This is a genomic window from Pseudomonas sp. PK-RTE-24, from assembly GCF_054052265.1.
Genome location: NZ_CM133224.1, coordinates 4,477,616 through 4,495,836, shown reverse-complemented (window position 1 = coordinate 4,495,836; position 18,221 = coordinate 4,477,616). Strand labels below are relative to the sequence as shown.

Genomic DNA, 18,221 nt, shown 5'->3' with positions numbered 1-18,221 from the left:
CGATGCTCCATTACGGCCTGTTGCAAGGTGCGAGGCGCTGGAGTCATGTAAGCGGATTCAGCGGTAGGGCGCACCTGTCAGATCTGACAGGTGCGGACATATTTCCGATAAGTGGTCGCGAGTTGCACCAGCAGCGAAAAGCCGACAGATCAAAGGATCGCAGCCTTCGGCAGCGCCTACACGGAACAATGTAGGGACTGCCGAAGGCTGCGATCTTTTGCTTTTAGAAGTAATACGGGAATTTCAGGCTGAACGAAAAGTCCGGCGCATCATCGGTCATGCCGATCGACAAGTTCGGCACGATCGTCAGGTTGTCGGTGGCTGCGATGGTCATGCCGACGTTGAAGTAACCGGCGTTGGCATCACTGGACACTACCGATTCCCAATCGCCGCCGTCCTGTTTCAGCTTGCTTTTGCGTTGCACCAGGTCGGAGACCGAGAACGACATACTCATCTTCTCGTTGAGCGCGAAGGCGATACCGGCGCCGATCTGGAAGCTATCGCCAATCTTAACCTTGCCCGGGTTTTTCTGATTGACCGTAGAGCTGATGTCGTCGAACGACTCCTCGAGGTTGTGGGTGTAGGAAAGGCTGCCGAACAGCACCGCCGGGTCAAACGTCTTGACCAGCGAGATACCCGGCGTAATGGACCAGACGCCGTTGCCGGTGGGCAGGGTGTCGGGGACGAACAGGTTGGAGTTGGCGTCGGTCTGGCGCAGTTTGATGCCGAACGGGTCTTTGCCGGTCGGCGCCTTGACGCGCAAGGTGACGACGGCGTCCGGGGTGTTGACCGATTCGTCGAGGAACTTGTAGGCGATACCGAAGTTGACGTCGCCGATGGTTGGATCCTTGGTGACGGTTTCTTCTGTTGTTACGCCAGCCGCACCCTCGTTGCCGCCGCCGGATTGATACGTCGACTCGCGATAGATCACCGGCACGTTCAGGTCGAACTGCCAGCGGTTATCGAAGTTGTAGCGGCCGGTGAGGTCCAGGGTCCAGGTGTCGGCCTTGATCCGGTCGAGGTTGATGTTGCCCAAAAAGATCGAATCCAGCGCAAGGAACCCGTTGAGGATCAACTGGCGGGTGTCGTAGCGCGAATAGGTCAGGCCGGTTTCCACGCTGAACTTGCCGCCGCCAAAGAAACCGCTGGCTTCGTCATACAGGTTGGAAACGCTCTGCGCCGGTTGTGAATCATCGGCCAGCGATTGACCGTAGGAAGCGCCGCTGCCCCCGGCGGCGCCTCCCGATGCAGCGGCCGCACCGGTGCCTGTGGCGGCTCCGGCGGCGACGCGATTGCCTTTCATGTCGGACGGCGATTTGGCCAGCCGTTTTGGCGGTGGGGCCGCGGGTGTTTCTTCTACTTGGCGGACCCGTTGTTCAAGTACCGCCAGCGCTTGTTGTTGTTGTTCGTATCGTTGTCTCAGTTCCAGAAGTTCCCGTTTCAGGGCTTCTACATCGGCGTCGGGTGCTGCTTGCAGCATTGCCGCCGGGAGAAGGGTACTCAAACACACTGCGGCACGCAGTGATACTGATCGATACATGAATAAGCCGTCCCTTTAAGCCCAATGATCGAGACTCAGCGTAGTTCAATATCCGATATTGCGTAGGGCCCCGAGTTGGGTCAGGTTGCAATCCAGTGCACCGGCGCTTCTGCCGTTATTGTTAAGTACGACGTTGAGTTGCGTAAGGTTGTTGACCACGTTGGCGCTGCCCAGCAAACGGGTGTTCTGCAGCAGCCCGCCCTGGGCGACCTGTTGCAGCGCGGTGCCTTGATTGCCGCTGGCCTGAATGGCCATTTGCACGCCACCGCCATTGGCTGAAACCGCGACACTGCCGGCGCCGTTGCTGCCAGTAATGGTTTGTCCGGCGATAAGGGCCTGGCCTTGCGACGGCATCAGTGCCGGCGCCTGACTGGCTTCGCTGACGTTGATCGCGACGTTGTTGTTGGCGGTGTTGCCATCGCCGGCGGCGCGTACGCTTTGCGTCACACCCTGGCTGCTGTTGAGGCCGGCGCCACCGATTACGCTGCCGGTGCCTGCGGTGAGGGCGCTGCCGTTGCCCGACTCCTTGATGGTCGAGACGTAGAATTCCGGTTTGACGGTTGCGGCCTGGATCTGCATCGAGGTCGCGGCCCCGATCAAGTCGCCGCTGGCGTTGCGCCAGGTGCTGCTCATGACAATGCCGAAGCTGATGATCCGCCCCGGCATGACGTAACGACCGCGCAGCTCGGCGAGCTCCTGGTCCTTGATTTCGATGGGTTTGAATCCGGCATGGGCTAAACCTGACGCACTCGCTGCCAGGCAGGCGGCGGCCAGCCAGTATGAGCTTTTCATCTGCTGCTCCCGGGACATCCAGTCCCATTCTCTAACTCGGCGATTAAAAGAAGTCGCTCTGAATGAACCCGAAATCCATCAATTCCGCATCTTTGACGGGGTTGAAACTGTCCAGCGAGTTCTTCGCCGTCAGCGGCACGGGAGGGCTGCGCAAGGCGTTGGCCTTGTCGTAGCCGGGGCCGACGATGGCAAAGACAATCCCGTTCCAACCTTTGACAAAGTCGTCGTGCTTGTAGCGCTTGTGGCCGAGAACCGGGTCACCGATGTAGACCCAATCCTTGTCCGAACGCTGCAGGACGACGAAATGCTTGTAACCACGAATGTCCATCAGAACCACCACCGGAATGGTCACCGCTTCGAGTTTCTCGGGCGGGATCCGGTAGCCACGGGCGCGCATGCCGATGCTTTCTACGTAGCGCTTCATGTCGAGCATGGAGAAACCCTGGGTTCGCACCAGGTCCTGGTCAGCGTTGACCAGCATGCCTTTGATGATGTGCTCCTCATCGACGTCGAGCCAATAGGCCTGGCGCAGGACCGTTGCCAGTGCAGCAGCGCCGCAGCTGAAATCGGTTTTCTGTTCGACGATGTCGGCAAACTTGCGCTCACGAATGCTTTGCACGTCCTTGTAGACCAGCACGCCACCCGGCAGGGCAGCGATGGGCATCTGGGCCGCCTGAGTCAGGCCGCACAGACAAAGCAGAGCGAGGAGGGCAGGAGTCCGCATGATCGAATACGCCTTGTGGAACCGAGGAAAAGCCCCGTTGCCGGGGCTTTCGTTTCGATCGCGATTACATGCAGGCTTTGCAACCTGCGGCGATGGACAGCGAGTTGCTTTGTTGGTTGCCCACACCCGCCGAGACGTTGGCTCCGCCGTTGCCGGAGAAGTTGTTCATCGAGTTGGTCATGTTGGCGTTGTTGACGACAGGAGTTTTCCAGCCATCTTTGGTCAACACTTGTTGGGTGGTGACGCCAGCGAGGCCAAAAGTACCCACGGCTTCGAACTTGGCTTTCTGATCATCGTTGCCGCCATGGCCGCCGCCACGGTTACCCCAACCACCATGGTCGTTGTCGTCTTCGATGGTCGCAGTGCCTTTGGCTTTGAACACGCCAGCGGCTGCATAAGTACCGGTAAGGGTGTCGGTTTTGTAAGCCTGCACGCCTTTGTTTTCCACGACCAGGCCAGTCGAGGACTGGTTGGCAGAGGCGGCAGCCTGCGCTACACGACCACCGGAAACGGCGATGGCGAGGTTGTTTTTCTGTTGGTTGAAGTTGCCGGCGGTCACGTTGATGCCGATGTTGCCGGAACCGTTGTTGCCAGTATTGGTGAGGTTGGCGTTGTTGAAGGTGGAAGAGTTTTTCACGTAGTTGTTGTTGTTCACCTGAGTCGCGCTCGAGGCGGCAACAGCATTGCCGAAGATGAAGCTTTCGTCAGCGGTGGCCAGTGCAGCAGCGTTGTCCTGCTGGTTGCCGTCGCCGCCCGCCACGTTGGCACCCATGTTGCCGTTGGAGCCGTTGAGCGAGTCGCTGGCATTGGCGTTGTTCAGGGTGCCCTGGTTTTTCACCACGTTGCCGTCGCTGTTTTGTGCGTCGAGTACAGCGGCGCCGGCGCCTGCGGTGATCTGCAGCAGTTGTTCAAGATTCGGACCTTGTGGCTGGCCGTGACCGTTGCCGTGCCCGTTACCATGACCGTTGTTGTCACCACGGCCGCCAGCCTGTGCTGCCATTGCCATCACTGCTGCGAGTGCGAAAACCAGTGGTTTGAGAGCCATTGTAGGTTTCATGGTTGTTTCTCCGTCGTGCTTATTAGTTGGTTAAGTGTTGGGACTTTTCTAATTGCACTGCTTTTTATTTGGGTCAGTCTGCGACCCGGATGCTCAGGGTGTTAGCCATGCGGTTCCCCACCCCGGCACTCTGGTTCACCTGGATTACCCCGCGGCTGCCGGTGAAGGCCTGATCACTTGTCGTGACCTGGCGACTGCCGATTGAGGTACCAGTTGCTCCTGAGCTCGGTAAAAACGCCACGTTCTGTTGTGAAAGGGCGCTGTCGTCAACGCTCTGCGGGCCGGCACTGATGCTGACGCGCGTGACGTTGGCCATTTGGTTGTTGGCACCGGCGCCCTGGTTCACACCGAGGATGCCGTTGCCATTGCTGAAAGAGTTGCCGCCGATGTTGGCGCTCGCGTCGATGGCGCGGCTGGCGGGCGTGTCGATGGTTTGCCTGACGCTGGTGGTGGCATGGGCTTCGGTGCCGATGGCAATCGCCTTGGTGTTGGCTTGTTGCATCTGGTCACCGGCAGCCTGGTTGACATTGAAGTTGCCGCGATACTGAGCGCCGGAATCCTGAATGTTTGCCTTGTTGACTGAAGCCGAATCGGCCATGGCGCTGGTGCAGCCGAGCAGGGCAAGAAGCAGCAGGGTGCGATTCATGTCATTGGCCTCCGGCCATGCGAGTCAGAGGCGCCAGCCCGGTACTCATCGCCCGGTTGACCGTGTTGGAGATCGAGGCGCCAGAACCACCGCCGCTGCCAGTACGCATGCCGGGCAGGCCGTTCTGATTGGTCAGGGTGTTCATGCCGGGCAGGTTGGAACTGGGCGTGGTCATGTTGCCGCGAATCGATGAGCCGCTGGCGACACTGGCGAAATCACCGTCAGTGAGTTCGGTACTGCTGAGGGTCTGGTTGATCCGCGCCGAAGGGTTGGCGTTGACCGTGGTCGGATAGGGGTCTTTGCCGCCATTGCGCCCAATCGCGACGGGTTGAACGTCGCGGTTAAGGACGATCACGCCGTTGCCTTCAGCCTGGGCGCTGACGCTGATCAAAGCGCTGGCGGCTGATCCGATCAGCAGGAGGCAGGTCAGGCCTTTATTGAATTTCCCCACGGCTGCAATTCCTTCTTCAGTGGGCTGGGTTATTCAGCGTTGTGAAGGAGAGAGCGAAAGCTGTGCCGGTTTTGAATTATCTTTTTATTTCAACGGCTTACATGCTTTGGGAAATTCCCTGTTGCGGGCACTGTTTCAGCGCTGAGACACAGGGCGGATCGCTTACGGGGCAATGGGCGCCGGAAAGCTCTGGAACAAGGGTTTGCGCCGAGGTGTTTCACCGGCGTAACAGATCACGGGACGCAATGGTGAATGACGCTTGGGCGGGGCCTTTGCGCGGTCGTGAGTGTTTCAAAAACGGACAGTTTTGCGTTAAAAGCCGCCGGGCGGCTTATCTGGACAGCAAACGCTCGACCGCCGCAAAGGCTTGTGTCTGGCGTTCGGCCCAATTGCCTTTGATCACTTGCAACGGCTGTTGGTTCTGGATCAGCCAAACGCGGGTGGCTTCGTAGAACGCCAAGCGATCCGCAAGATCCGGTTGGCAGCGCTGGCCGTCTTCGGTCCAGTCGACTTGCTGCGGTGATAACAGCAGGTGCAGGTCGTAATGGCGCGCCAGTAACTCGGTTTCCAGCCAGGCCGGGCAGTCGCCAAACAAAGTCTGGCTCCAGAGGATGTTGCTGAGCAGGTGGGTGTCGAGAATCAGCAGTGGGGGCTGTTTCGCGCGCGCCTGATCTTCCCATTGCAACTGGCCCCGGGCGATATCAGGGATATCCGCAAGGCAAGTGTCGCGTGGGTTGTCTTCGATGAACCGACGAACATATTCATCAACGCGCACGCCGCCGAAACGCTGCTCCAACCCTGCCGCCAGCCAACTCTTGCCGGTGGATTCCGGGCCGGTGAGAACAACGACTTTCATGCGCGCAACGCCGGATCGGCACGCCATTCCCGCCAGCCTTGCACGGCGAGCAGGGTAAACAGCGCGTACAGGGCGGCGGTCAGGTACAGGCCTTTGTAGATGAACAGGCCGACAAAGATCACATCGAGGACGAACCACAGCGCCCAGCATTGCAGACGTTTTTGCGCCATCCACAGTTGCGCGACCAGACTGAAACCGGTGAGCGCGGCATCGAGCCACGGCTGTGCGGCGTCGGTCCAGTGCGCCATCGCCGCGCCCAGCGACAGGCTGCCGATCGCCCCAACGCCGAGGCCGAGCACCATCGAGCGTGCATCGAGGCGGGTAACCTGTCGACCGTCATGCATCGTCCCGGCGCGGGTCCACTGCCACCAGCCGTAGATCTGCAGCGCGGCGTAGATCACTTGCAGCAACATGTCCGAATACAGCTTCACCTCAAAGAAGATCCAGCTGTAGAGCAACACCATGACCAGCCCGATCGGCCAGCACCACGGATTCTGCTTGACCGTCAGCCACACGGCGATGACACCGAGGGCAGCGGCAAACAGTTCAAGCCCGGACATGAGTGATCCTTGGGGGAGTTGAGAAGGGGGCGGATTGTACTGCATTAGTCAGGTCAAAAGCCCCTCACCCTAACCCTCTCCCGGAGGGAGAGGGAACTGACCGCGTTGTTTGGTCGTGGTACGCCGACCTGGAATATCGCGTCGAACGCAGATCATGAAAAGCGCAGTGATCTGCTCCCTCTCCTCGGGGAGAGGGCTGGGGTGAGGGGTGGGCTCACCTCGGTGACCGGTCAGACCCGGAACTGGCGCAGCAACCCGTTGAGCTGTTCGCTCAGTTGCCCAAGCCGCAGGCTGGCTGCACTGGACTGCTCAGCCGCCAACGCGGTGCTATGGGAAAGCCCGGCCGCCTGGGTGACGTTCTGGTTGATGTCCTCAACCACTTGCGCCTGTTGCAGCGTAGCGCTGGCAATCGACGCATTGAGACCGTTGAGATTACGTAATGCCTGGCCAATCGCATTAAGGCTCGCCCCGGCCAGTCCCGCCTGTTCGATGGTCAATTGCGAGGCCTTGCTGCTGTCGCCGATCACCTTCACCGCAGCCTCCGAATGATTCTGCAAACGCTCGATCATCGACTGAATCTCCGCCGTCGATTTCTGCGTACGCTGGGCCAGCAAGCGCACCTCATCGGCGACTACGGCGAACCCGCGACCCTGTTCTCCCGCGCGCGCCGCTTCAATCGCCGCGTTCAAGGCCAGCAGGTTGGTCTGTTCGGCAATCGAACGAATCACCTCCAGCACGCTGCCAATCTGCGTACTCTCCGCCGCCAGGGTGCGGATTACTTCCACCGCCTGATCGATCGTGCCCGAGAGCTTGTCGATCTGTTGCAGGCTGCCGTCAATATTGATCTGCCCCTGTTGCGCCTGCGCTTCGGCATCGCGCATTTCTGCGGCGGCGTGTTCGGCGTTTTTCGCCACGTCCTGCACGCCGTAGGTGACTTCGTTGATCGCTGTGGCCACCAGTTCCATCTGCTGCGACTGCTGCTGGCTGCGCTGCTGCGCCTGCGAGGCATCGTTACCCAGCTCGCTGGAAGACTGGCCCAAAGCGCTGGCCGAGACCTGCAGATCACCAATCACTCGGCGCAGCTTGGCCGTGAATGCATTGAAATGATGGGCCAGTTCGGTGACTTCATCCTTGCCATGGGTATCGAGGCTGCGGGTCAGGTCGCTTTCGCCACTGGCGATGTTGGCCATCGCATTCACGGTTTCCTGCAATGGACGGACGATGCTGCGTGCGATCAGAATCACCAGCAGCGCCATGATCAGCGCAATCGCCAGACCGATGGCCGACGCCTTGATCATCTGCCCTTGGAATTCGGCTTGCACATCGTCGACGTACACGCCGGAGCCGATCACCCAGCCCCACGGCTCAAACAGCTTCACATAAGAAGTCTTGGCAACGGGATCAGTCGCTCCCGGCTTCGGCCAGCGATAATTGACCATGCCCGCGCCTTTGGCCTTGGCGATGGCGACCATTTCGTTGAACACGGCAAAGCCGTCCGGGTCGCGGATCGCCGAGAGGTTCTGGCCTTCAAGTTTGGGGTTGGTCGGGTGCATGACCATCACGGGCGTGAGGTCGTTGATCCAGAAGTAGTCGCTCTGGTCGTAGCGCAGGCCACGGATCGCGGTCAGCGCCTGCTTTTGCGCCGCGTCCCTGGTCAGGGTGCCAGCGGTCTCAAGACCTTGGTAATAGGTGAGCAGGCCACTGGCGGTCTGCACCACGTGCTGGGTTTTCTGCGCCTTGGCGTGGTAGAGGTCGTCATGGATCTGCTTGAGCATCAACACGCCCAAGGTCAGCAACATGACCACCGCCACGATCAAAATGAGCCACAAGCGTCGGCTGATCGACACACTGCGCAAGCTGTTCATAACGCTGTCACTCCGGGTTCTTGTTCTTGTAATAAACGATCGCCAGCATCCAGCCACCGCTGTGGGCTCGCGATTGCGCGACTTGAGCCGCCTAACGCGGGGAGCGCTATTAAGGCTTGTCTGTTAGGATTTCGGCCCCGCGCGCGAAAACCTGAATCCGGTTTTGATATTTCACGGAATTTTTACCGTTTCGTGTGGATCCTGTGCGCGCGCAATCGCTACAGCTTTTACCGGCTACGCTGGACGCAGTGAACGAAAAAATACTATCGGGGCATGCCCGCGTGCATCGCTCTTTGGGGGATTGATGGATCTTTGGACCGCCTTGCAGGCACTGATTCTAGGAGTTGTAGAAGGGCTGACGGAGTTTTTGCCCATTTCGAGTACCGGACACCAGATCATCGTCGCCGACTTGCTGAACTTCGGCGGCGAGCGGGCCATGGCGTTCAACATCATCATTCAGCTCGGCGCGATCCTCGCGGTGGTCTGGGAATTTCGCCGCAAGATCCTCGACGTGGTGATCGGCCTGCCGACCCAGCCGAGCGCACGGCGTTTCACCGCCAACCTGCTGATCGCCTTCCTGCCGGCCGTAGTGCTCGGCGTGATTTTTGCCGATCTGATCCACGAATATCTGTTCAACCCGATCACCGTGGCGGCAGCGCTGGTCATCGGCGGGATCATCATGTTGTGGGCCGAACAGCGCCAGCATGAAGTCCACGCCGAAACCGTCGACGAGATTCGCTGGACCGACGCGCTGAAAATCGGCTTCGCGCAATGCCTGGCGATGATTCCCGGAACCTCGCGTTCCGGCTCGACGATCATTGGCGGCCTGCTGTTCGGCCTTTCGCGCAAGACGGCCACCGAGTTCTCGTTCTTCCTCGCCATGCCAACCATGGTCGGTGCGGCGGTGTATTCCGGTTACAAATATCGCGACCTGTTCGTGCCGGCGGATTTCCCGGTGTTCGCCATTGGTTTTGTCACGGCGTTCATCTTCGCCATGATCGCTGTGCGCGGCCTGCTCAAGTTCATTGGCAGCCACAGCTACGCAGCCTTTGCCTGGTACCGGATTGCGTTCGGCCTGTTCATTCTGGCCACCTGGCAGTTCGGCTGGGTGGACTGGTCGGCGGCCAAGGCATGAATGATTCGCGCTCGCGCCGCCCTGAGGGACGACCTTCAGGCGGGCGCCTTCAGCATCTGAAGTTGAAGCTTGGGGTGCTGCTGATCGTCTGCGCGCTGCCGCTGTTCGGCTCGCTGTCGATGTGGTTCAGCGGCATCTCGCGGGTGCCGTTGGCGGCGTACGGGATTGTCAGTGTGCTGGCGTTCTTTCTGTACTGGGCCGACAAACGCAAAGCCCGCGCCGATGCCTGGCGCACCCCGGAAAATATCCTGCATGCGGTCGAACTGGCGGGCGGCTGGCCGGGAGCGTTGATTGCGCAGCAGGTGTTTCGGCACAAAACGCGCAAGGTGTCGTTTCAGATTCTGTTCTGGGCGATCGTGTTGCTGCATCAGGTGTTCTGGATTGACCAGATTTTCCTCGGTTCCAACCTGTTGTCTTTGATCTAAAGAACACACTTACCCCTGTAGGAGCTGCCGAAGGCTGCGATCTTTTGGGACGCAGAGCGTCCCCGGCTGCATTCCCACGCAGAGCGTGGGAACGATCAATCCTCGCTGATGAGTCGCCTGACAAACCGCCTTCGCGAGCAGGCTCGCTCCCACAGGATTTGCGTGCTTACAAAAGCAGGCCGATTTGGGTTTTCTTAGGCAACTTGCCCACCACCAGTTGATGCGATCGCTGCAACAAACCCTGTAATTCCTCGGCACCCAGCGGGTAGGGCGGGTGCATGATGATCCACTGCGCCCGCGCCAGATACGGCGCCGGATGAATCCCCGGGCGGTCGCAATGGCCGAGAAACAGATCCTTGTCGACCTTGAACGCCAGCGAATCCCCACGTAATCCCTGCAAGGCAAACATCTTGTTGCCGGCAATCGAGAACACCCGCACGCCGCCCCATTTGTAATCTTCCCGCGCGCCGGGCAGGGCAAGACAAAACTCGGCAACTTCGGCTTCGCTCATTCTTCCTTGTTTCATAGAAATCTGTCCCCGCAGGCATTGAACGATTCGACCAGGTGATCGATCCATGCGCGCACCGCCGGCATTACCCCGCGCCGGTGCGGATAGACCGCTTGCAGCCAGCCGCCAGGCAATGACCATTGCGGCAGCACTTGCACCAGTGTGCCGTTACGCAATTCGGTTTCGCAGAACATCATCGGCAGCACGGTAAAGCCCTGACCGGCGAGCACGCAGGCCTTGCGCACCACGAAGTCATCAATGCCCAGCCGCGCTTCCATGCTCAGATCGACGCTCTTGCCTTGCTGATCGAGCAGACGCACATGAACCATGCGGTCGGCTTCCAGCGCGCCGAGTACCGGCAGGTTTTTCAGGTCCTGCGGATGAGTGATCGTCTTGCCTTGCATGAACGCCGGGCTGGCGATCACCACCGCCTGAGCCTGACGCAAGCGCCGGGTGACCAGCAAAGGATCTTCATCACCGTGATCGCGCACACGCAAGGCGACATCGATGCCTTCGGTGACCAGATCGACCCGGCGGTTGAGCAGGACGACCTCCAGCTGCACCTGAGGAAACTTGCCGAGAAAGTCGCTGATCACCGTCGGCAGCATTTCATGGGCCAGACCGGTCGGGCACGACACCCGCAAGCGTCCGCGAGGCTCGCTGGACATGCTCGCCACCGCCTCGTCAGCCATTTCCGCTTCCAGCAGCATCGCCTGACAGTGGCGCAAGTAGCGTTCGCCCACGGCTGTTAGGCTCAGTTGGCGGGTAGTGCGTTGCAGCAGACGTGCACCGAGGCGCTCTTCCAGCTCGGCAATTCTTCTCGAAAGCCGTGACTTGGGAATACCGAGCAAACGCCCGGCGGCGGCAAAACCGCCGGCTTCGACCACTTTGGCGAAATAGTAGAGATCGTTGAGGTCCTGCATGCGCGTTTCCAGTCGTTCTATCAATGGGACGAACTATCGCATTGTCGGCGACTAATCAGCTATTGGTTTGTTGCGTAGGATTGTCTCCATTCCGTCGCCGCCGGCGATTCTTTCAGGAGAACCCACATGAAACTGTTGCACATCGATTCGAGCATTCTCGGCGACAACTCGGCTTCCCGTCAGTTGAGCCGTCAAGTCGTCGACGCCTGGCAAGCCGCCGAGCCGAGCGCCGTGGTTACCTACCGCGACCTGGCCGCCGATGCGATCAGCCACTTCTCGTCGACCACGCTGGTTGCCGCCGGCACCACCGCCGAACTGCGCGACGCTGCGCAACAGCACGAAGCCGAGCTGAGCGCTTCGACCCTGGCCGAATTCATCGCTGCCGACGCCGTGGTGATTGCCGCGCCGATGTACAACTTCACCGTTCCAACCCAGCTCAAAGCGTGGATCGACCGCGTCGCCGTCGCCGGCCAGACGTTCCGCTACACCGAAGCCGGCCCTGAAGGCCTGTGCGGCGGCAAGAAAGTGGTGATTGTGTCGACCTCTGGTGGCATCCATGCCGGTCAGGCCAGCGGCATCGCTCACGAAGAGTATCTGAAGCTGGTACTGGGCTTCCTCGGCATCACCGATATCGAAATCGTCCGCGCTGAAGGTCTGGCCTATGGCGAAGAAGTGCGCAACAACGCCATGAGCGCTGCGCAAGCGAAGATCAGCGAGCAACTGTTCGCCGCCGCGTAAGGCTTGCGTAAAGAACAGCGTCTGTTCAGGCAATCCCCAAAAAACTCTGTATTCTGATTCCGCAAGGGCTGATTACGGAGTTTTTTGTTTCTGGCTGTTACATAATCTGGCCCGGGTTATGCAGTTTCAGCACATCCGACGATGTGGTCCGACAGGGTGGGGCATTCATGAGGCATCTTTGTGCAATGTTGCTGATTTGCCTGCTGGGCAGCCTGAATTCAGTGCAGGCCGCGCCGGGGCGGCACCCTGTCTGGAGCGTCGGTTATCACGAGATGACCTTTCTCGACCCGCTCGATCTGCAACCGATGCGCGCCATCGCTTTTTACCCGTCCAGTGACCGTGAGCATATGAGTTTGCTTGAGGGCTATTCGGTCGAGGCTGGAGAAGACACCAAAGTTGCCATCGGCCGCTTTCCCATGTTGATGCTCTCCCATGGTAATACCGGCACGCCGCTGGCCTTGCATGATCTGGCCACTTCGCTGGCGCGCAAGGGGTTTGTCGTGGTGGCGGTGATTCATCCCGGCGACAACTGGCGCGACCATAGCCGACTTGGCACTTTGAGCAATCTCTACGGGCGGCCAATCCAGATTTCCCAAGCGATCACCGCGACGCTCGCAGACAACATGCTGGCGCCGTTCGTCAATGCTGATCAGGTTGGTGTGATCGGTTATTCGGCTGGAGGCGAGACCGCGTTGATTCTTTCCGGGGCGCAACCGGATCTGGATCGTCTGCGCCGCTATTGCCAGGAACGCCCGGACGATCACGATGCCTGTAACACCCAGGGTGAACTGATTGTTGATCGCGATGACTTGCAGCCAGTGGCCGATCCACGGGTTCACGCGTTATTGCTGATGGCACCGCTGAGCCTGAAGTTCGGCCGCCACACCCTTGCCGATGTGCACGTACCGGTGCTGCTCTACAGCGGCGACGGCGACAAACTGGTGGCCTTCGATAAAAACGCCGCCGCCCTGGCGCGCAAACTGCCCACCGCGCCGGACTTCAAACTGCTCGCCGGAGCAGGGCACTTCGTGTTCATGGCGCCGTGCACCGAAGAGCAGATCCGCGCCATGCCGGCGTTGTGTACCGATGCCGACGGGGTGGATCGCGAGGATATACACCGCAACCTGATCTCCGAGGCCGGACGGTTTTTTGCCCAGACACTGGGTAAATCGAGCAGGGCGGGGATGCAGACGGCGGATCAATAACTCAAACACCGCATTCCCCTGTGGGAGCGAGCCTGCTCGCGAAAGCGGTGAGTCAGCCAGCGCATCTTTCTCTGACACGACGCCTTCGCGAGCAGGCTCGCTCCCACGGAGATTGAATTGTCTGTTTTCAGGGAAGTGCACGACGCTTGAGCAACAAGGTCAGGCCCAGCCCGGTCACCGACAACAACGCCGCGCTGAAGAAAATCCACGAATAGCCCAGATTCAACGCCACCGCGCCCATCAATGGCCCGGCAATCGCCAGTGCCAGATCGAAGAACACCGCATAAGCCCCCAACCCTGAACCACGGCTGGAACTCGGCACCTGTTTGATCGCTTCAACCCCCAGCGCCGGGTACACCAGAGACAGCCCAAACCCCGCCAGCCCTGCGCCAATCAACGCATACGCAGTGGAGGGCGCCAGCCACAACATCACCAGCCCGACAGTTTCAACCGACATGCAAACGATGGCTGAGGCAAACCCGCCAAACCGGGCAATCGCCGAGATGAACAACAGCCGCGACAGAATGAAACACACGCCAAACACGGTCAGGCAGTACGCCGCACCGGTCCAGCCTCGGTTGAGATAATAAAGGGTGATGAACGTGGTCAGCGTGCCGTAGCCGATCGAGGCCAGCGTCAGGCTGGTGCCGTACGGCGCAATCTTGCCGAATACGGCCCAGAACGAAAGGCGCTCGCCACGAATCACCGGCACCGAGGGTTTGTTGCGGATCAACCACAGCGCACTTGCCGCCAACGCCGACAGCGCGATGCCAAGGCTGACAAAGCCATATACAGCGACCATCACCACGCCCAACGGCGCGCCAATGGCAATCGCGCCGTAAGAAGCGATGCCGTTCCAGCCGATGGATTTTGCCGTGTGCTCGACACCGACCTGGCCCATGCACCAACTGATGGTGCCGACACCGATCAAGCCTTGGGCAATGCCAAGCAGCAGGCGCCCGGCGATCAGGATCAACAGGCTGGTCAGCGGAAAACTTTGCAGCAAGGTCGACAGCAACGTCAGCGCGCCGCTGAGGACAATCCCCCACAAGCCATAAATGATCGCCCGCTTGGTGCCCAGGGTATCCGACATGCGCCCGGCCATCGGCCGGCTGAGCAGTGTGGCGAGGTACTGCGAACCGATCACCAGGCCGGCAATGATCGCGCTGAAACCCAGTTGCTCATGGACGTAACCTGGCAATACCGCAATCGGCAACCCGATACAGAGAAAGGCAATGAAGGTATAGAAAACGATGGAGACGATCTGCAGGGTGATCGCCAGGGAGCTTTGCGGTGGCAGTGGCTGCGCAGACATGAGCACTCGTTCGCGGGCGGCGGTGGGAGAGTTGCCGACATCATCGCGCGGGGCTGGGATAAAAGAAAGCAGGCTAACTACTTTCCCTTGGGATTGATGGGGCTGCTGACGGCCCCTTCGCGAGCAGGCTCGCTCCCACATTTGAAATGCATTCCCCTGTGGGAGCGAGCCTGCTCGCGAATATCGGCGCACCCACAATTCCCAAACGCCGAATGCAAAAAGCCCCGTCACACGGACAGGGCTTTTAACTTGCAGCTTGCCGCTTGAAACTAATAGGCTGCTCTTAGAAAACGACGCCCTGGCTACGCAGGTAGTCGTCATAAGTGCCGCTGAAGTCGGTCACGCCGTTCGGGCTCAGCTCGATGATACGCGTGGCCAGGGACGATACGAACTCACGGTCGTGGCTGACGAAGATCAGCGTGCCCGGGTAGTTTTCCAGCGCCAGGTTCAGTGCTTCGATCGATTCCATGTCCAAGTGGTTGGTCGGTTCGTCCATGATCAGCACGTTGGGCTTTTGCAGGATCAGCTTGCCGAACAGCATGCGACCTTGCTCACCACCGGAGATGACCTTGACCGACTTGAGGATCTCGTCGTTGGAGAACAGCATCCGGCCCAAAGTACCGCGAATCATCTGCTCGCCCTGGGTCCACTGACCCATCCAGTCGAACAGGGTGACGTCGTCTTCGAAGTCGTGGGCGTGGTCCTGAGCGTAGTAGCCCAGTTCGGCGGCGTCGGTCCATTTCACGCTACCGGCATCCGGGGTCAGTTCGTTGACCAGAGTGCGCAGCAGGGTGGTCTTGCCGATACCGTTCGGGCCGATGATCGCAACGCGCTCGCCGGCTTCAACCTGGAAGCTGAAGTCCTTGAACAGTGGCTTGCCATCGAAACCCTTGGCCATTTTCTCGACCATGACCGCCTGACGGTGCAGCTTCTTGTTCTGCTCGAAACGAATGAACGGGCTGACGCGGCTGGAAGGCTTGACCTCGGCCAGCTGGATCTTGTCGATCGCCTTGGCACGGGAGGTGGCCTGCTTGGCTTTCGAGGCGTTGGCCGAGAAGCGGCTGACGAACGATTGCAGCTCGGAGATCTGCGCTTTCTTCTTGGCGTTGTCCGACAGCAGTTGCTCGCGGGACTGGGTCGCCACGGTCATGTACTCGTCGTAGTTGCCCGGGAACAGGCGCAGCTCGCCGTAATCCAGGTCAGCCATGTGCGTGCACACGCTGTTCAGGAAGTGACGGTCGTGGGAGATGATGATCATCAGGCTGTTACGCTGGGTGAGGATGTTTTCCAGCCAGCGAATGGTGTTGATGTCCAGGTGGTTGGTCGGTTCGTCGAGCAACAGCACTTCCGGATCGGAGAACAGTGCCTGCGCCAGCAACACGCGCAGTTTCCAGCCTGGCGAGACTTCGCTCATCGGGCCGAAATGCTGTTCCAGCGGAATGCCCAGACCCAGCAACAATTCGCCGGCACGGGATTCGGCGGTGTAGCCGTCCATCTCGGCGAACTCGGTTTCCAGCTCGGCAACGGCCATGCCGTCTTCTTCGGACATTTCAGCCAGCGAGTAGATGCGATCGCGCTCGGCCTTGACCTTCCACAGCTCTTCGTGACCCATGATCACGGTGTCAATCACGGTGAATTCTTCGTAGGCGAACTGATCCTGGCGCAGCTTACCCAGACGCACGTTCGGCTCAAGCATGACCTGACCGCCGGACGGATCGAGATCGCCGCCGAGGATTTTCATGAAGGTCGACTTGCCGCAACCGTTGGCACCGATCAGGCCGTAGCGATTGCCTGCGCCGAATTTGACCGAAACGTTTTCGAACAGCGGCTTGGCGCCAAACTGCATCGTGATGTTAGCTGTGGAGATCAATTACCTTACCTATCAATGGGTTAGAGCTGGTCTGTGGTGCTTGGTACCGGACTTGAATACCAATCTGGAGCTTTTCCAGCTCCCCCCCAGTCTGTGCTTGAGTTGAGCCAACGCGCATAAGCCGTCCGCAACTGGGGCCGTTGAAGGCAAGCTGCTGAGCGACGAGTACGGGGTTCTTGTTGGACATTGGCGCGCATTGTCGCATAACTCAGACGGCAGTTATATGGCAGGCAAACTGGCGTACGCATCGGCTCGTCCGAGAAGTCCCCAGTATCCGCTGATCAAAATCTCGAAAACCCGAATGAACTCACTCGGCCATTTTCACTTCGGAAAGTGGAGCAGCAGCCATTTTCGTTCAAACGAGTGAGGACCAAGCCATGCGAGCAATGACCTATCACGGCGCCCATGACGTGCGCGTCGAAACCGTACCGGACCCGAAACTTGAAGCCGCCGACGACATCATCCTGCGCGTCACCGCTACCGCCATCTGCGGGTCGGACCTGCACCTGTACCGAGGCAAAATACCCACCGTCGAGCACGGCGATATATTCGGTCATGAGTTCATGGGCATCGTCGAAGAAACCGGGCCAGCCGTCACGGCCGTGCAGCGCGGCGACCGCGTGGTAATTCCGTTCGTGATCGCCTGTGGCGATTGCTTCTTCTGCCAGCAAGAGCTTTACGCCGCTTGCGAGACCACCAACGAAGGCCCCGGCGCGGCGCTGAACAAGAAAATGATTCCGCCGCCAGCAGCGCTGTTCGGCTACAGCCGTATGTATGGCGGAATTCCCGGTGGCCAGGCGGAACTGGTGCGCGTGCCGAAAGCCAATACCGGCCCGTTCAAGGTGCCGGGCACGCTGTCGGACGAGAAGGTGCTGTTCCTGTCCGATATCCTGCCGACTGCCTGGCAAGCCGTGATCAACGCTGGCGTCAAACAGGGTTCGAGTCTGGCGATCTACGGCGCCGGGCCGGTCGGTTTGCTCACCGCAGCCTGCGCGAGAATGCTCGGTGCTGAGCTGATTTTCATGGTCGACCATCACCAGTACCGCCTCGATTATGCCCAGCGCACCTACGGCGTGATTCCGATCAACTTCGATGAAGACGATGACCCGGCCGACACCATTACCAGCCAGACTCCCGGCCATCGCGGCGTCGATGCCGTGATCGATGCCGTCGGCCTTGAAGCCAAGGGCAGCACCACCGAAACGGTCATGGCTACACTCAAGCTTGAAGGCAGCAGCGGCAAGGCTTTGCGCCAGTGCATCGCCGCCGTCCGCCGTGGCGGTGTGGTCAGCGTTCCGGGGGTGTATGCAGGATTTATCCATGGCTTCATGTTCGGCGACGCTTTTGACAAGGGCCTGACCTTCAAAATGGGCCAGACTCACGTACAGCGTTTTCTCCCGGAGCTGCTTGGCTACATCGAAACCGGCAAGTTGCAGCCCGAGGCGATCATCACACACAGGCTGTCGCTGGAGCAGGCGGCCGAGGGTTACAAGATCTTCAATAAGAAGCAGGAAGAATGCCGCAAGGTGATTCTGACCCCGGGTGGCAGCGATGTTCCGCTGGCGCAGCTGGATGAAACCACGCCGTTCGTACCGGCCACCTGAAACCGAG

General features: G+C 59.7%; 18 protein-coding genes. 5 read left to right on the top strand and 13 right to left on the bottom strand.

The window, feature by feature from the left end; translation table 11 throughout:
• Positions 1-223: 223 nt before the first annotated feature.
• From ACV8MC_RS20165 to ACV8MC_RS20125, 9 genes are all read right to left on the bottom strand, one after another.
• Positions 224-1,540, bottom strand: coding sequence for a hypothetical protein (locus tag ACV8MC_RS20165; protein ID WP_041479694.1), 1,317 nt, complete (start codon positions 1,538-1,540; stop codon positions 224-226).
• A gap of 45 nt (positions 1,541-1,585) precedes the next feature.
• Entirely contained in the window at positions 1,586-2,332 is a 747-nt protein-coding gene (locus ACV8MC_RS20160; RefSeq protein ID WP_217848650.1) for a hypothetical protein, read from the bottom strand.
• 43 nt (positions 2,333-2,375) lie between these two features.
• Positions 2,376-3,056 (bottom strand): C39 family peptidase, encoded by a 681-nt coding sequence (locus ACV8MC_RS20155; protein ID WP_073474518.1) that lies wholly within the window; start codon positions 3,054-3,056, stop codon positions 2,376-2,378.
• Positions 3,057-3,120: 64 nt separating this feature from the next.
• Positions 3,121-4,113 carry a hypothetical protein gene (locus ACV8MC_RS20150; RefSeq protein ID WP_056785920.1) on the bottom strand — a complete coding sequence of 331 codons (993 nt, stop codon included), beginning with the start codon at positions 4,111-4,113 and terminating at the stop codon, positions 3,121-3,123.
• Between the two features lie 73 nt (positions 4,114-4,186).
• Entirely contained in the window at positions 4,187-4,759 is a 573-nt protein-coding gene (locus tag ACV8MC_RS20145) for a hypothetical protein (RefSeq protein ID WP_041479691.1), read from the bottom strand.
• A 1-nt stretch (position 4,760) separates the two neighbouring features.
• Positions 4,761-5,210, bottom strand: a complete 450-nt coding sequence (locus ACV8MC_RS20140; protein WP_457263193.1) for a hypothetical protein — start codon at positions 5,208-5,210, stop codon at positions 4,761-4,763.
• A 331-nt stretch (positions 5,211-5,541) separates the two neighbouring features.
• Positions 5,542-6,066: an AAA family ATPase gene (locus tag ACV8MC_RS20135; RefSeq protein WP_457263191.1), complete on the bottom strand. Its 525-nt coding sequence runs from the start codon at positions 6,064-6,066 to the stop codon at positions 5,542-5,544.
• The gene (gene pnuC / locus ACV8MC_RS20130; RefSeq protein WP_457263190.1) at positions 6,063-6,626 is read right to left on the bottom strand and encodes a nicotinamide riboside transporter PnuC; all 564 of its coding nucleotides are present in this window, start codon (positions 6,624-6,626) and stop codon (positions 6,063-6,065) included. Before pnuC ends, ACV8MC_RS20135 begins: the two co-directional genes overlap by 4 nt.
• A 230-nt stretch (positions 6,627-6,856) precedes the next feature.
• A complete protein-coding gene (locus ACV8MC_RS20125) occupies positions 6,857-8,491 on the bottom strand; it encodes a methyl-accepting chemotaxis protein (RefSeq protein WP_095179989.1) in 1,635 nt (544 codons plus the stop codon).
• 304 nt (positions 8,492-8,795) lie between these two features.
• Between ACV8MC_RS20125 and ACV8MC_RS20120 the strand changes: the two genes are divergently transcribed.
• The gene (locus ACV8MC_RS20120) at positions 8,796-9,626 is read left to right on the top strand and encodes an undecaprenyl-diphosphate phosphatase (protein WP_016774688.1); all 831 of its coding nucleotides are present in this window, start codon (positions 8,796-8,798) and stop codon (positions 9,624-9,626) included.
• Positions 9,623-10,051, top strand: a complete 429-nt coding sequence (locus ACV8MC_RS20115; RefSeq protein ID WP_457263187.1) for a DUF1294 domain-containing protein — start codon at positions 9,623-9,625, stop codon at positions 10,049-10,051. Before ACV8MC_RS20120 ends, ACV8MC_RS20115 begins: the two co-directional genes overlap by 4 nt.
• Before the next feature lie 166 nt (positions 10,052-10,217).
• On the opposite strand, the gene ACV8MC_RS20110 is transcribed toward ACV8MC_RS20115, so the two are convergent.
• Positions 10,218-10,577, bottom strand: a complete 360-nt coding sequence (locus ACV8MC_RS20110; protein WP_110645259.1) for an MmcQ/YjbR family DNA-binding protein — start codon at positions 10,575-10,577, stop codon at positions 10,218-10,220.
• Positions 10,574-11,482 (bottom strand): LysR substrate-binding domain-containing protein, encoded by a 909-nt coding sequence (locus ACV8MC_RS20105; protein WP_056785936.1) that lies wholly within the window; start codon positions 11,480-11,482, stop codon positions 10,574-10,576. The genes ACV8MC_RS20110 and ACV8MC_RS20105 overlap by 4 nt, the downstream gene beginning before the upstream one ends.
• A 126-nt stretch (positions 11,483-11,608) precedes the next feature.
• Between ACV8MC_RS20105 and ACV8MC_RS20100 the strand changes: the two genes are divergently transcribed.
• Positions 11,609-12,220 (top strand): FMN-dependent NADH-azoreductase, encoded by a 612-nt coding sequence (locus ACV8MC_RS20100; protein ID WP_016774691.1) that lies wholly within the window; start codon positions 11,609-11,611, stop codon positions 12,218-12,220.
• A 167-nt stretch (positions 12,221-12,387) separates the two neighbouring features.
• Positions 12,388-13,425: an alpha/beta hydrolase family protein gene (locus ACV8MC_RS20095; RefSeq protein ID WP_457263185.1), complete on the top strand. Its 1,038-nt coding sequence runs from the start codon at positions 12,388-12,390 to the stop codon at positions 13,423-13,425.
• A 127-nt stretch (positions 13,426-13,552) separates the two neighbouring features.
• On the opposite strand, the gene ACV8MC_RS20090 is transcribed toward ACV8MC_RS20095, so the two are convergent.
• A complete protein-coding gene (locus tag ACV8MC_RS20090) occupies positions 13,553-14,740 on the bottom strand; it encodes an MFS transporter (RefSeq protein WP_457263183.1) in 1,188 nt (395 codons plus the stop codon).
• A 283-nt stretch (positions 14,741-15,023) separates the two neighbouring features.
• Positions 15,024-16,610, bottom strand: coding sequence for an ABC-F family ATPase (locus ACV8MC_RS20085; protein WP_016774693.1), 1,587 nt, complete (start codon positions 16,608-16,610; stop codon positions 15,024-15,026).
• A 377-nt stretch (positions 16,611-16,987) separates the two neighbouring features.
• On the opposite strand from ACV8MC_RS20085, the gene ACV8MC_RS20080 reads away from it, so the two are divergent.
• Positions 16,988-18,214, top strand: a complete 1,227-nt coding sequence (locus tag ACV8MC_RS20080) for a zinc-dependent alcohol dehydrogenase (protein ID WP_056785940.1) — start codon at positions 16,988-16,990, stop codon at positions 18,212-18,214.
• The last annotated feature ends 7 nt before the right edge of the window (positions 18,215-18,221 follow it).